At 62.8% G+C, this 13,974-nt stretch carries 10 protein-coding genes and 1 pseudogene; 9 read left to right on the forward strand and 2 right to left on the reverse strand.

The window, feature by feature from the left end; translation table 11 throughout:
* The 9 genes and pseudogenes from Q0K07_RS08065 to Q0K07_RS08105 form a co-directional block, all read left to right on the forward strand.
* Positions 1-111 (forward strand): annotated as a pseudogene (locus Q0K07_RS08065) (30S ribosomal protein S6); the annotation flags it as partial.
* A complete protein-coding gene (rpsR, locus tag Q0K07_RS08070) occupies positions 111-374 on the forward strand; it encodes a 30S ribosomal protein S18 (protein ID WP_077071685.1) in 264 nt (87 codons plus the stop codon). The pseudogene Q0K07_RS08065 and the gene rpsR, both read left to right, overlap by 1 nt.
* Positions 375-391: 17 nt before the next feature.
* Positions 392-910, forward strand: a complete 519-nt coding sequence (gene rplI, locus Q0K07_RS08075; RefSeq protein ID WP_294558337.1) for a 50S ribosomal protein L9 — start codon at positions 392-394, stop codon at positions 908-910.
* A 48-nt stretch (positions 911-958) separates the two neighbouring features.
* The gene (dnaB, locus tag Q0K07_RS08080) at positions 959-2,401 is read left to right on the forward strand and encodes a replicative DNA helicase (protein WP_294558338.1); all 1,443 of its coding nucleotides are present in this window, start codon (positions 959-961) and stop codon (positions 2,399-2,401) included.
* Between the two features lie 431 nt (positions 2,402-2,832).
* Positions 2,833-3,240, forward strand: a complete 408-nt coding sequence (locus Q0K07_RS08085) for a lysozyme inhibitor LprI family protein (RefSeq protein ID WP_294558339.1) — start codon at positions 2,833-2,835, stop codon at positions 3,238-3,240.
* A gap of 144 nt (positions 3,241-3,384) precedes the next feature.
* Positions 3,385-4,728, forward strand: coding sequence for a TrkH family potassium uptake protein (locus tag Q0K07_RS08090; RefSeq protein WP_294558340.1), 1,344 nt, complete (start codon positions 3,385-3,387; stop codon positions 4,726-4,728).
* A gap of 14 nt (positions 4,729-4,742) precedes the next feature.
* A complete protein-coding gene (locus Q0K07_RS08095; protein ID WP_294558341.1) occupies positions 4,743-5,393 on the forward strand; it encodes a TrkA family potassium uptake protein in 651 nt (216 codons plus the stop codon).
* A 211-nt stretch (positions 5,394-5,604) separates the two neighbouring features.
* Positions 5,605-7,041 (forward strand): helix-turn-helix transcriptional regulator, encoded by a 1,437-nt coding sequence (locus Q0K07_RS08100; RefSeq protein WP_294558342.1) that lies wholly within the window; start codon positions 5,605-5,607, stop codon positions 7,039-7,041.
* An 83-nt stretch (positions 7,042-7,124) separates the two neighbouring features.
* The gene (locus Q0K07_RS08105) at positions 7,125-7,613 is read left to right on the forward strand and encodes a C-GCAxxG-C-C family protein (RefSeq protein ID WP_294558343.1); all 489 of its coding nucleotides are present in this window, start codon (positions 7,125-7,127) and stop codon (positions 7,611-7,613) included.
* Positions 7,614-7,700: 87 nt separating this feature from the next.
* Here Q0K07_RS08105 and Q0K07_RS08110 read toward each other — a convergent pair whose 3' ends face one another.
* Together Q0K07_RS08110 and Q0K07_RS08115 are read right to left on the reverse strand one after the other, a co-directional pair.
* Complete coding sequence (locus Q0K07_RS08110; RefSeq protein WP_294558344.1) at positions 7,701-10,688, reverse strand: PD-(D/E)XK nuclease family protein; 2,988 nt, start codon at positions 10,686-10,688, stop codon at positions 7,701-7,703.
* Positions 10,681-13,941 (reverse strand): exodeoxyribonuclease V subunit beta, encoded by a 3,261-nt coding sequence (locus Q0K07_RS08115; protein WP_294558345.1) that lies wholly within the window; start codon positions 13,939-13,941, stop codon positions 10,681-10,683. Before Q0K07_RS08115 ends, Q0K07_RS08110 begins: the two co-directional genes overlap by 8 nt.
* Positions 13,942-13,974 lie beyond the last annotated feature (33 nt).

Consider the following 13,974-nt stretch of genomic DNA (forward strand, 5'->3'; position numbering starts at 1 on the left):
TCTCAGCTCGTGGCTGAACTGGAACGCATCATCCGCATCACCGACGGCGTGTTCAAGTTCATGACCGTCAAGCTGGCTGATTCCGTTGAAGCCACCGAGGAGGTCGCGTAATGGCTTTCCGTAAGAAGTTTGCTCCTCGTCGCAAGTTCTGCCGCTTCTGCGCCGACGCTGAACTGGCTCTCGATTACAAGCGTCCCGACATCCTCCGCGACTTCATCACCGAACGCGGCAAGATCGTCGCCCGCCGCATCACCGGCACCTGCGCCAAGCATCAGCGCGCTCTGACCACCGAAATCAAGCGCGCCCGCCAGATGGCCCTGCTGTTCTACACTTCCGCCCATTCCAGCGAAGTGAAGAAGAAGACCAACATCTAACGGCATAGGAGAGCAAAATGAAAGTTATCCTTCGTGCCGACGTTGAAAAGCTCGGTCACCTCGGCGACATCGTCAATGTCAAGCCCGGCTATGGCCGCAACTACCTGCTCCCCCAGCAGCTTGCCAGCCTTGCCACCCCCGCCAACATCCGTGTGTTCGAACTGGAACGCAAGAAGCTGCAGGCCCGTATGGACGCCCTGCGTGCCGCTGCTTCCGAACTCGCTGCCAAGCTGGAAGGCGTGGTGGTGACCATCAGCATGCGCGTTGGTGAAAACGACAAGCTCTACGGCTCCGTGACGCCCGCCATGATCGGCGACGCTCTCGCCGCCATGGGCATCGAAGTGGACCGTCATCGTCTGCTGCTCGACGGCGCCATCCGTACCCTGGGTGAACACCATGTGCGCGCCCGTCTGCACGCCGACGTGGTGCCTGCATTCACCGTGAAGATCGTGTCCGAAGAAAAGCACATCGTTGAAGAAGAAGCTCCCGTGGAAGCCCCTGCCGCCGAAGCGGAAGCTCCCGCTGAAAATGCCTGATCAGCTTCCTCGGAAGCCTGACGAGTCATGGACAGCCCGGATACCGTCATGAATGAAGCCGCCGCTCCTTCGCGGAGCGGCGGCTCTCGTCGTTCTTCCCGTCAGGAAGGCGATCTTTCCGAACGCGCGCGCGATGACCTTCTGCGCCGCGTGCCGCCGCACAGCGAGGAGGCCGAACAGGCCGTTCTGAGCGGCGTTTTTCTGCGTCCCGACCTGCTGCAGGAAATCATCGATCAGCTCCGGGACACCGATTTCTACATTCCCGCCCACCGCATCATCTTCGGGGCGTTCATGGCTCTTTTCGAGCAGAACACTCCCGTGGACGAAGTGACGGTGTTCGACTGGCTGGTGAATCATTCCCAGCTGGAAGCCGCAGGCGGCGCCGCCTACCTCGGCGACCTTTCCCGCGCGGTGGTGAGCGGCGCAAACGCCGTGCACTGGGCCAAGATCGTGCGCGACAAGGCCATGCAGCGCACGCTCATCGAAACTTCCGCACAGATCATCAGCAACTGCTACGACGCCACCAAGGATGTGCCCACGCTCCTCGATGAGTCGGAGCGCGCCATATTTTCCATTTCCGAACGCGCCAACAGCAAGACCTTCAGCAGCAGCAGCGAACTTGTGCGTTCCGTGTTCGACGAGCTTCTCGCCCGCTACAACAACAAGAGCGTGACCACGGGCGTGCCCACGGGCTACATGCAGCTCGACAAGATGACCGCGGGCCTGCAGCCCACCGATCTCATCATTCTCGCGGCCCGTCCCTCCATGGGCAAAACGGCCTTCGCCCTCAACGTGGCCATGCGCGCCGCGCTTTCCGGCGGGGCCACGGTGGCCATCTTCTCCCTGGAAATGAGCAAGGAATCCCTCATGGATCGTATGCTCTGCGCCTGGGGCAGGGTGGAGCTTTCCCGCGTGCGGCGCGGTTTTCTGGAAGACGACGACTGGGCCAAGCTTTCCGCCTCGGCCGATGCGCTTTCCCGCGCCAAGATCTTCATCGACGATACCGCGGGCCTCACGCCTCTTGCCCTGCGCGCCCGCTGCCGCCGCCTCAAGGCCGAGCACGGCCTTGACCTTGTGATGGTGGACTACCTCCAGCTCATGCACTCGGCCCGCAACGATTCCCGCGAACTGGAAATTTCCGACATCTCGCGCAACCTGAAGGCTCTTGCCAAGGAACTCAAGGTGCCCGTCATCGCTCTTTCCCAGCTCAACCGTAAGGTGGAAGAGCGTACGGACAAGCGGCCCGTGCTTTCCGACCTGCGTGAATCCGGCGCCATCGAACAGGACGCCGACCTCATCATGTTCATCCACCGCGAGGACGCCTACAACAAGAAGGGCGACCGCCCGAAGACGGGCATTGCCGAAATCATCATCGGCAAGCACAGAAACGGCCCCACCGGCACGGTGGAACTTGCGTACCGGCCGGAATTCACGGCCTTCGACGATCTGGAAACCACCTACATCGAGCCTTCGGAATCCCAGCAGGGCTAGGCTGCTCACAGCGTTCAGGGCCTTTTCCGTCCGGGGACATCGTTCTTTCCGGAATGTTGTCCCGAAAGGCGCGTGTTTGCCTCTGCGGGGCAGGCAGGTTCGCTTCTGCGCGGATCTTTTGGGCGCGCGGGGGCCGGAGCGGAAAAACTGCCCGGAGCGCGTCGGAAAAGAACGCATTTTTCTTCGGAACTTTCCCGCAGGGCGCAGGCTTCTGCCTCATGCCGGGCAAAAAAGCCTTCCGCGGCAGGAGCAGAAGATCCCGTTCTGCCGCAGGGCTTTTCCTGGATGTTTTCTGCATCAGGGGCCGGGCATGACCTTTTTCTGCGCAAAAAAGCCGGAGTCCCGGGCATGCCGGTCTTTTGTTGCCGGGCGGAGTGTGCTACATCAGGGGCAGGCGCGATGCCTTGAGCGCCGCGACAAGGAGGAATATTATGAGCAAACTGACGGTGATGCTGCTTCTGGGTGCGTTTTTTGTTCTGACTCCCGGCACGGCTCCGGCAGAAGAGGAACTTGCGCCGGGCTACAACGTCTGCATGGAAAACGCCGTTTCCGACATGGACATGATGGATTGCACCAACGCCGCATACACGCACTGGGACAAGGTGCTGAATGAAAATTACGCGGCGGCGCTGAAGACCTGCAATTCCGCCGAAGATCCGGCCGCATGCAAGGCGAACATCAAAAAGGCCGAAAGACTCTGGGTGCAGTACAAGGAAGCCATGTCCGACGTGGTGCTGGAGCTGAACGGAGGCGGAAGCCTTTCCCGCCTTGCCGCGGCAGGTTTCCTTGCTGAGGAGACGAAGAAGCAGGCCACGCTGCTCGGTGCGGCGGGACTGTAGTTTTTCTGTTTCAGGCCGGAAGAAGCAGAGTCTGCGGAGCGTTTTTCGCTCCGCGCTCTGCCTTCCTCCGGTGTACAGGCGGGGTACCGGGAGCACGGCCGCACCGCATGAGCCTGCCTGTTCTGCCGTGCGGCCGGAGAGTACATGCCATTCTGGAATAACGAGCGCCTCAGCCCTTCGCAGATCATCATTCTCGGGTATTTTCTGCTCATTCTCTGCGGAACGGGGCTTCTCATGCTCCCTTCCACCACGCGAGACGGACTGGGGGCGGATTTCGGTGACGCCCTGTTCACGGCCACCTCGGCCATTACCGTCACCGGTCTTGTGGTGCACGACACCATGCGCTACTGGTCCTTTTTCGGGCAGGCGGTCATTCTGCTGCTCATTCAGATGGGCGGACTCGGGGTCATCAGCATGGCTGTGGCCGTGGCCGTGCTTGCGGGGCAGAAAATAGGCTTCAGAATGCGTTATGTCATGCAGGAGTCCATTTCCGCGCCGCACCTTGCGGGCATAGTACGGCTGACGGGCTTCATCTTCCGCACGGTGCTTGCCGTGGAGCTTGCGGGAGCCGCGCTTCTGGCTCTGCGCTTCTGCCCGGACATGGGCCTGGGAAAGGGCCTGTGGATGGCGCTGTTTCACGCCGTTTCCGCCTTCTGCAATGCCGGATTCGACCTCATGGGCGAGGCGCAGCCGTATTCTTCCCTCACGGCCTGGAGGGAGGACGCCCTTGTCTGCCTTGTCATTGCCGCTCTCATCACCCTGGGCGGCATAGGCTTTCTCACCATGAACGATGTGCGTTCCCACGGCAGGCACCTGCGGCGCTACAGCCTGCAGAGCAAGCTTGTGCTGCTCAGCAGTCTGGTTCTGACGGCGGGAGGCTTTCTTTTTTACTTTTTCTTCGAGTTTCAGAAAGAGTCCTGGAACATGAGCCTGCCGCAGGCGGCGCTCGCCGCGCTGTTTCAGGCCGTGAGTCCGCGCACGGCGGGCTTCAACAGCGTGGATCTCGGCGCCCTTCATCCCATCTCGCAGCTGTTCACCATACTGCTCATGCTCGTGGGGGCCGCTCCCGGTTCCACGGGCGGCGGTTTCAAGGTAACCACGCTGGCCGTGCTTGTTCTGGGACTCATGGCCATATTTCTGCACAGAAACGACGTGCGCGGTTTCGGCCGCAGGCTGCCCGACATGGCTCTGCGCAAGGCCTCAGGCCTGTTTGTGTGCTACCTTCTGCTGTTTCTTGCCGGGGGAATGCTGCTCTCGGCTCTGGATGATCTGCCGCTTATGACGGCGTTTTTTGAATCGGCCTCGGCCATAGGCACCGTGGGGCTTTCTCTGGGAGCGACGCCGCACCTTTCCGACACGTCGCGGATGCTCATCATGGCGCTCATGTACTTCGGCAGGGTGGGCGGCCTTACGGTGCTTTTTGCATTTTCCTCCAATATGCGGCAGGACGGCTTCCGTTATCCTGCCGAAGATGTGGCCGTGGGCTGAAAGGAGCGTATGGCATGAAATCCGTGTTGCTGATAGGCCTGGGGCGCTTCGGCCGCCGCATGGCGGGAAAACTGCGCGAGCTGAACCACGACGTGCTCGCCATCGACAAGAATGAGGAACGGGTCAACGACGCGCTGGAATTCGTCACCAGCGCGCAGATTGCGGATGCCACCAGCGAAAGCTTCATGCGTTCTCTGGGCGTGAGCAATTTCGACCTGTGTGTGGTGGCCATAGGCGACGATTTTCAGAGTTCTCTGGAGGCTACGGCTCTTCTGAAGGACTGCGGGGCGCGTTTCGTGCTTTCCCGCGCCTCGCGCGAGGTGCACGCCCGTTTTCTTCTGCGGAACGGGGCCGACGACGTGGTGTACCCCGAAATGCAGACGGCCGACTGGGCCGCCATGCGCTACAGCAGCGAACATATCTTCGACTATGTGAAGCTCTCGCCCGAATATTCCATCTATGAAATCGCCGTTCCCGAGGAATGGCTGAATAAGAGCGTCATGGAACTGGCCGTGCGGCAGAAATACCGCGTCAATGTCCTCGGCGTGAAGAAGGGAAGTGAGCTTCAGCCCATGCCCGGGCCTTCCCATCGCTTCGAGAAAGGGGAAAAGGTGCTCATTCTGGGGCACGACAGGGATGTGCAGGCCCTCCTGCGTACCGCCTGATTTTCTGCGCCCTCCCTTGCCGGAGGGGACGTTTTTTTCTACTATTGGATCAGGTCTTATAGTGGTTGCCGGGTTTGCCCGGAGAGGCCGTGCAGCCTGAGAAAGGGGGCGGAAAGGCGTTTTGTGCTTCCCCGGCAGGCATTGCCCTTCTGAGGGAAAACATCGCCCGGGTGCGGAAGGTTACGCCCGTTTCTGCGTCGGAGGAGAAGACATGCCGGGGGAAGAAGTGGACATTCTTGATTCGTGTGCCTGTTCCGGGGCAAATCTGCCGCGCTTCGTGCAGCCCGTGCTTCTCGCCCTTCTGGCGCAGGAGCCTGTGCACGGTTATGCCCTTGTGCGGAAACTGGCGGATACGGGGCTTTTCGGGCCGCAGATGCCGGACATGACGGGCTGCTACCGCATGCTGCGCGACATGGAGAAAAACGGCGTGCTGGAAAGCGTCAGCGGCAGGGGGGAAGGCCCTTCGCGCAGAATATACGCCGTCACGGAACGGGGCATGCGCTGCCTGAACCGCTGGACGGAGACCCTTGCCCGGAGTCGCGGGCATCTGGAAAGCGTGCTGGACTTTCTTCAGGCGGTGCAGAGAACAGGCCGTCCCTCCTGGGAAGCGTGCCCTTTAAAAGAGCGTGCCTTCATGGAAGAGGTCAGAGCGCGCGCTCTGGCCGGAGAACTGCCCCGCCGCGAGGATATGCTGCGCCTTCTCTCCTATGCGCCCCGTTCTGCCGAAGCCGCCTTTCTGGGACGCCTTGCCCGGAGTGTGGCCCGTGAGGTCGCCGGCGATACGGCGCGGTTATGGGCGGCCGTCGGCGTGGACTGCGCCCCCTGTCCCATGAACTGCGCCTTCTGCGCCTTCGGCAGGGCATGGGGCGTGGTGAAGGAGGCTCATGAATGGGCAACGGGCGACATTCTGGGCGCAGCCTGCCGTTATGCCTTTGAAGGCGCGGCCTGGGTGGTGCTCCGCACCACGGAACAGTACGGTCTGGAACGGCTTTCGGCCCTGACGGCGAAGGCGCGCGAGCTTCTGCCGGAACGCTGCGTGCTGGTGGCCAATACCGGCCAGAAGGGCGCGCGCGACATAGAGGCCCTGAAGAAGGCGGGCGTGGAGGTCATGTACCATGCCCTGCGTCTCGGTGAAGGCCGGGATACGCCCTTCGATCCGGGCGAGCGCCGCGCCGCCCTGAACACCATCAGGAATGCAGGCATGACGCTGGCCTGTCTTGCGGAGCCGCTGGGCGTGGAACACACGGACGGGGAGATTGCCGATTCCCTGCTGGCGGCCCTTTCCGCCGGGGCGGAAATATGCGGCGTCATGGCGCGCATCAATGTGCCGGGTACACCGTTTGAAGGCCGGGAGGAGGTGTCGGAAGAGCGCCTTGCGCAGGTGGCGGCCGTGGCGCGTCTCTGCGGGGGTACGGCAACGCCCCATATCTGCGTGCATCCTCCCGTTCCTCTGGCGGTGGAGTGGGGCGCCAACGTGCTGGTGGTGGAAACGGGCGCCGTGCCCCGGGATGCCGGGGAGGTGCCGGGCGAGTGGAAGGGCTTTTCCGTGGAAGACGCCCGGAAGATGTTTGTGCAGGCCGGATATGCCTTTTCCCGTTCGGCGCGTGACATGGCGGGGAGAGGGCGTGAACATCCTGCAGGAGCCTGAGCCCTGCGCTCGGGAAATATTTCCGGCTGCAGCTCTGCAAAGGAGAGCGGCCATGAACCACAATGACATACTGGGGGAAAAATATGGCTTCACCGTCACGTTTCGGATACTGCGCGCAGACCGTGTGCCTGCACTGTGCCTCGCGCCTCGGCATCAGCGACGAACAGGCCATAGGCATGGCTTCGGCCTTCGGCACGGGCATGGGCCATGCCGAAACCTGCGGCTGCATCAGCGGCGCACATCTTGTGCTGGGCCTGTATTACGGCAGCGCGGCCACCATGGAGGAAGCAAAGAGCAGAAAACCGCTTCTTCTGGAGAAGGTTGCGGAATTTGAGCGGCGCTTTTCGCAGACACAGCCGCACCGTCTGTGCCGGGACATTCTCGGCATGGACATCACGCAGCCCGGAGTCATGCGGGAAGCGGCGGAAAAGGGCCTGTTCCGCTCCGTATGCGGAGAAATGACAAAGCGCACCTGCGACATCTTGGCGGACATGCTGGACGAGGAGGCCGCGCGGAAGGCGGCAGGCAGGGAGAGCGATGGTTCCGGAGATGCCGCCGGGCAGGGGAAGTGAACAGGGCTTTTCGTTTCCGGGGCCGGCATTCTGTCCAACGCCCGGAGCCGGGAAAAAGGCGCGAAGAACGCGCCTTTTTTTGTGCGTTCAGCGGCAGCAGCTCTGGTAGGGACAGCGCGCGCAGCGTTCCGTGCGGCGGAGGGAAAATTCCGTGGCCGTGGCCATGTGGCGCAGCAGAAAGCGCAGCAGGGCGGGAATGCGTCGTTCCATGATGTCGCTTCGCGTTTCGGCGTCGATTTTTTCCCCCAGCAGGGGAATTTCGTCGCCCCTGTCGGCAAGCTGTACAAGGGCCGCATCCCAGAGCGGGGCGCGGCGCAGCATGTCGGCGTGGGAAGCGTCGTGTCCGCAGATGTACATATAGCAGGGAAGCTGCACGCTGGGCAGAGCCATGGCAAGTTCCGGCAGAGGATCGGACAGGCCGGGCCGCCACTGTTCCATGGATTCCCAGAGAGTCTCGTCCTGCCAGAAGGAAGGGTGCGGCTGGCGGCTCGTGCTGCCGCTTTTGTAGTCGAGAATGACAAAGCCCGGGGCCCGGAGATCCAGCCTGTCGATGTTGCCTTCCAGAAAGAAGCGGCGGCCGCCGGCCTCGATGTCTGCGGAAACATTCTGCTCCAGCGCCATGAGCTCCACGACGTCCGGCTGATTGGCGGCAAAGTCCCGCAGTCGTGCCGGGCCTGCGGCCTCCAGCATGAAGCGGCTCTGGGCGGGAAGGTTGAGCGTGAGGTTGCTTGCGGCAAGTTCCTCATGAAACAGCCTCTCCAGCAGTTCCGCATGGATGGTTCCCGGCTTCACGGCCTTGCCGAGGAAAGGCTGAAAGGCCCTGAGCAGAACGGAATGAAGCATGATGCCCACGCCGAGGTGATCGTCGCCTTCCGGAACTTCTTCCGCCTCGCGCAGGGTACAGGCGTATTTGCGGAAGAAAAAGGCGGGGCAGGACAGGTAGGCGTCCAGCGCCGTGGGCGATATCCTGCGGCTGAGCAGCTCCAGCATGCGTTCGTTCATGGCAGGCGTGCGCAGGATGGGCGCATCCTGCGGAAGGGGCGGTTCCGCCATGGGAAAGGCCGCGGCAAGGAGTGGTTCCTCTCCCGGGCGCAGTATGTGCCCCGTGCGTTGCTCCACATGCCAGATACATTCCTCCACCAGGCGGGAACGGAGTTTCTTGCCGTCCAGCACGCCGCTCTGCACGCCTTCCTGCCAGTAGAGGAACACTTCCCTGGCTCCGGCGATGAGGCGGTGGAAGGTATGGGCGGCGAGAACATCGCGGCGGCTGTTGTCGGGCAGGCCCAGCACGGGACGGAGACTGTCGGGCAGAAGCGGATCGTGTGCGGGTGCTCCGGGCAGGGCGTCTTCGGTGACATCCAGCATATAGACGCGGTCGAAATGCAGCAGTCGGGTTTCCAGCGTGCCCAGAATCTGAAGGCCGGTGAGCGGGTCGGCCTCAAAGGGCACGCGCTGCTCGGCAAGGCTTTCCCGCACGATGGCAAAGAGCGAGTCCAGAGAAAGGCGCTCCCCGGCCATGGCGTTGTCGGCCAGATCGGGAATCACGTTCTGCATGAGTCTTGCCAGACATTCGGCATCCAGCGGAAAGCGCGGCCAGATATGCCGCCCGTGTTCCAGCAGAAGCGCGCAGAGAGAACGCAGGCATCCTGCCAGATCCTCCAGCGTGGCCACGTTGCGCCAGTCGTCCACCAGTACGCGCATGGTCTTTTCCAGAAGCCGGCCGTTTTCTTCGCAGAGGCCCTCCGCAAGGGGGCCGCCTTCCAGATCGCCCAGAATGTCGTCCACCAGATCGGAGGCGCAGGTAAAGGCGTCCACCATGCGGCCGCCCCGGCGGAGGGTGCCTTCCATGCGGGAAAGGAAGGGGCGCAGGGGAAGGATGGTCTCATCTTCCCCGGTCGTGCCCAGCATCCGCACATAGGGATGACGGATGAGGGCCATGAGGCTTTTCCAGTGCACGCGGCCTTCCTCGTCCATGCCGCGCCTTGTGTCGAGCAGCCGTTCCACAAGCCGGGCGAGCAGGGAGCGCTGCAGAGGATAGCCCAGAGAGATGTTGATGCTCTTTTCCGGAATATGGTGGAGCGTGGGCATGAGCAGGGAATCATGGGAAATGACCACGGCGCGCCGCTCGTCGCGGCAGGGCCTGGCCTCCAGCTCGTTTTTCAGGGAAAGAAGCTGGGAATGCAGATCGTACCCGGCATAGAAGTGGATGCGGGGTTCACCATTCCGGCTTTCCCCGAACACCTCGCCCCGCGCCTTCCAGCGCTGGAGCCATTCCTTATGGTCGATGCAGCTCCAGTGCCCGCCGCCGGAAAGAATGCCCGGATCGGTATGCAGGCAGACGACGGCCCCGCGTTCCCACAGATAGCGGAACAGCACCTCTTCCGCGCGGGTAAGCCGCACGAAGCCCGCAATGATGATTTTCCGGCCCTGAAGCTTGAGCGGCAGATCCGGCCCGGCTCCGGCAAGCTGGGCCGCATGCTGAGCCTGCATGCCCGCCGTGCTCATGCCCCTGCCGCGCAGAAGGGTGCGCCAGCGTTCCTGTATGCGGCTGAGGCTTCCCAGAAGCGTCACCGCATACGGGGCCACCATGTCATCCACATGGAGCAGATCTTCCGCCTCCACCATGTGCGTGGCGCATTCATCGAGCAGACGGGCAAGGCGCACCCCCCAGGGGAAGAAGCGGGCCATGCCGTCTTCCTCGCGCAGGCTCCGGGCCAGTTTCGCCAGCGGGCTTTCCCGCTCTTCGTCCAGACTTATGTCCAGGAGGCAGTCCTTGAGCACGGCCACCTGATCCAGCGTGCCCGCCATGCGCGGCACGGAGCGCGTCCAGCTTTCCAGACAGGATTCGATGAGCTGGCCCACATTGATGATGTGCGGCAGAAGAAGCGGCCCTTTCGACTCTTTTCTGTAGATGTCCAGAAGATAGCGCCGGGGACGGTTGAGCGGGAACACGATGACGGCCCTGCCCGGTTTTCCTCCGGTCATGTCGTGGGCAAGCTCATGCACGCGCAGCATGAAGTCGTCGTCCCACGGGACGATGCGGAAGGGACTGAAGGAACGCTGGCGGCTAGTCATGACGGTCTCCGGGGAAAATCGGGAATATTTCGCGGCGATCGAGGTAGACGAGCGCGCCGCGCACCTTCTGGCCCATGGCCTCTTCAAGAAGGTGCAGGTAATGCTGAAGCTGCCGGGTGTGCTCCGGAGCGGGCAGATCGCCGCTTGTGCCTGTCTTGTACTCCACGGCCACAAGTTCCTTTCCGTCGTCCACCAGAAGATCGACGCGAAGCTGCCTGCCCTCGCTGTCCAGCAGGGAATGTTCCGGCGTGCCGAAGGCCAGCCAGTGCGGCGTTTCCGGCAGAAGGGCGTACCAGGCGAGGCATTCTTCAATGTCTTTGCACACGGCTTCCCTGTCGGGTACGGGCAGGGGGAAGGTGGATATGCCGCGCGCGGCGGCAAGGGCCGCGTCGCGCCTTGCCGAGGCTTCCCCCACGCCGGAAATCTGCAGGCTTTCCAGACAGTGATGGATGAGTGTGCCGCGCCTTCTGGGCGTGAAGGTCCAGTCTTCCAGCGCGTTTTTGAAAATGCGCAGGCGCGGCAGCCAGCCCATGGGCCGCCAGGCTTCCGTTTCTTCTTCCGGAGCTTTTTCCGCTTCCTTCTGCGGTGCGGCAGGGGGGGAGGCGGCGGGGACGGAAGCTGCGGGCCGGGGGGCTTTTTCCGCAGGTTTTCCGACGGTCTTCGGGGCGGCGTCGCCCCAGCAGAGTTCGTCGCCCTGTTCCCTGAGTCTGTCCGCCTGCCGGGAAATGAGCGTGTCGAGCATGAGGGAAACCGGGCCGTCGGAAGGATCGGGCAGGAAGCAGTACAGTTCGCTCACGGCCCGGGTCATGGCCACATAGATGAGGTGCAGGGACTCGCGGGCCGTGTCCATGCGGTCCTTGAGCCAGGGCCTGCCCATTTCCCGGCATAAGGGCGCGAGCAGGCCGACGCCGCGGCTTTTCCAGAACACGGACTTGTCGTCGGAAGCCCGGCCCAGGGAAAAATTCAGCCACGGCAGAATGACCACATCAAATTCCAGCCCCTTGGCCTTGTGCATGGTCATGATGCGCACGGCGTCCATGCTTTCGGGCAGGGGAGCCTTTTCCTGACTGCCGCTTTCGTCCCACAGTTCGAGAAAGCCGGAAAGATCGGAAATGCCCGATTCTTCGGCATTGAACACAAGTTCCAGAAAGCGCCGCACAAAGCCCGTCGCTTCGGGGCGGCGTTCCATGACATGCCAGCGCTCCACGATTTCCATCACGGCATCGTAAGGCGTGAGCAGGCCCGCATTGTCGTGCAGGGGGGCGAACACGGCCTCCCACGCTTCGGGGAAATCCTGGGCGAACTGGGCCGCCATGCTCCTTCTGCGGGGGCGTCCGGTCGCCCAGTCGAGAAGATCCGTGCTGCTGAGCGCGCGGCCTTCGCAGGGCAGGGGCGGGAGCAGTTCCGCACTGAGCAGGGTGGACCAGAAGGCGATGTCGTCTTCCGGGTCGTTCAGAAAGCGCAGCAGACTGACGAGGGCCGCAATGACGGGCTGTTCGGCCAGCAGCAGGCTCCCCTGCGTGACCACGGGAATATGCCGCGCCATGAGCCATGAAGAGGCCTTGGCCGCCTGTTCGTTGTTGCGCGTGAGAATGCAGATGTCGCCCAGAGAGCGCGTGCGGCCCATGTCTTCCACCATGTCGGGCAGAAGGGTGGCAAGAAGTTCCTCCTCCCGGCCTTTTTCCAGCCTGCGCAGTCTCACGCAGCCGCCGGAACGGCATTTTTCCGCACTCTGGGCGGCGCGGTCGAAGGCCTCGCAGAGCAGGGCGGCCTGCTCGTTCAATAGTTCCGTGTCCCCTTCGGCAAGGGGCAGAAGAAGTTCTCTGGCCGCGTCCAGATTCCCCAGAGCAGAGAAGAGCGCGTTGTTCCAGGCCACGATGTGCCGCCTGCTTCTCCAGTTGAAGGGCAGGGTTTCCAGCGTGGGACGCGGCACCAGGGAAAGCAGGGGCGAACCCTTGCGCACCAGTTCGTCGAAAAGGGCGGCATCTCCGCCGCGCCAGCCGTAAATGGCCTGCTTCACGTCGCCGACGATGGTGAGGGAACCGTTTCTGGAGAGCGCCTCCTCGGCCAGAGGCTGAAGCGCCATCCACTGATCGCGGCTGGTGTCCTGAAATTCGTCGATGAGCATGTGGCGCACGCGCGCGCCGAGGCGGCAGAAAAGTTCGTTGACGCCTTCGCTGTCGTCTGCGGCGCGTATGGCAAGCCGCGGCACCTGCGAGGCCGCAATGATGCCCGTGCGGCGTTCCTCATCCTCCAGGCGGGAATACACGGCCTGGGCGAGTTCCGCAAAGGGCATGAGGCGGCGCGCGCCCATGAGCACGCGCAGGGAGCGCATGTCGGTCTGTATGCTTTCATAAAGAGCATGCAGGGCCAGACTGGCGCTTCCCCGGGAGGCCTTGAGCAGGCATTCGTCGAAGCTTTCCTTCTGGAACATGGCGGAGGAGAGCGGCAGTTTCGTGGCACGGCCTCCGCATTCGATGCAGGCCGTCAGGGCGTTCAGAAAATGTTTGGAGGCCTTGAGGTCTTCCTGTTCCAGGCGGGCGCGCATCTCCAGCGCGTCGTTCTGAATGCTGCGGAGCACCTGCTGAAAATGCTCCTCCGCCTCTTCCGGGGAGGCGAGGTCGCGGATGCTCCAGCCGTCCGCCGCCAGCATGAGGGAAACCATGGCCGTCACGCGTTCGCGGATACGGTCTCCGGCAAGAAAACCCCGCGTTTTTTCCGAACGCAGCATCTGACGGCAGGCACGACGGAACACGGCCCCGAGTTCCTCATCGGTGCGGGCCTGTTCGGCCATGTCGTCGAACAGGGGGCCGGTGATTTCCTCATCGGAGAAGCGCGGCTCGAAATCCGGGGAAAGGTCGAAGTCCAGGGCGGAGAGGCGCACCATGAGGTGCAGCAGGCTGTCGATGGTGCGGATGTTCAGCGAGCCGTAGCTCCGTATGAGCATGTCCACGGCTTCGCGCGCCTTGGCGGGCTTCCAGAACGGATCCTTCGCTTCCTTCTTCGGGGTGAGGGCCAGCCCCTTCAGGCGCTGAAGCAGGCGTTCGCGCATTTCCGCCGCAGCCTTGTTGGTGAAGGTGATGGCGAGAATTTCCTGCCAGCCGTAGCTTTCCTCCCCCGAAAGGGTGCAGCCCGAGGGCGGCCTGCTCCACGACGCGCCGGAAGATCCGGCCAGCAGGGAAAGAAACGTACTGGTCAGGGTATAGGTCTTGCCGGACCCGGCGGAAGCCTTGATCTGTCGAAATTCGCTCATGGACAACGGGGGTTGCGGAAGGTGAGGGAAGGG

The organism is uncultured Mailhella sp., from assembly GCF_944324615.1.
GTDB lineage: Bacteria > Desulfobacterota > Desulfovibrionia > Desulfovibrionales > Desulfovibrionaceae > Mailhella.

Coding starts and splice junctions, on each gene's coding strand:
- dnaB (WP_294558338.1), top strand. CDS start 959: ATGAATGAAGCCGCCGCTCCTTCGCGGAGCGGCGGCTCTCGTCGTTCT.
- Q0K07_RS08110 (WP_294558344.1), bottom strand. CDS start 10,688: ATGACTAGCCGCCAGCGTTCCTTCAGTCCCTTCCGCATCGTCCCGTGG.
- rpsR (WP_077071685.1), top strand. CDS start 111: ATGGCTTTCCGTAAGAAGTTTGCTCCTCGTCGCAAGTTCTGCCGCTTC.
- Q0K07_RS08100 (WP_294558342.1), top strand. CDS start 5,605: ATGCCGGGGGAAGAAGTGGACATTCTTGATTCGTGTGCCTGTTCCGGG.
- Q0K07_RS08115 (WP_294558345.1), bottom strand. CDS start 13,941: ATGAGCGAATTTCGACAGATCAAGGCTTCCGCCGGGTCCGGCAAGACC.
- Q0K07_RS08095 (WP_294558341.1), top strand. CDS start 4,743: ATGAAATCCGTGTTGCTGATAGGCCTGGGGCGCTTCGGCCGCCGCATG.
- Q0K07_RS08090 (WP_294558340.1), top strand. CDS start 3,385: ATGCCATTCTGGAATAACGAGCGCCTCAGCCCTTCGCAGATCATCATT.
- Q0K07_RS08105 (WP_294558343.1), top strand. CDS start 7,125: ATGGCTTCACCGTCACGTTTCGGATACTGCGCGCAGACCGTGTGCCTG.
- rplI (WP_294558337.1), top strand. CDS start 392: ATGAAAGTTATCCTTCGTGCCGACGTTGAAAAGCTCGGTCACCTCGGC.
- Q0K07_RS08085 (WP_294558339.1), top strand. CDS start 2,833: ATGAGCAAACTGACGGTGATGCTGCTTCTGGGTGCGTTTTTTGTTCTG.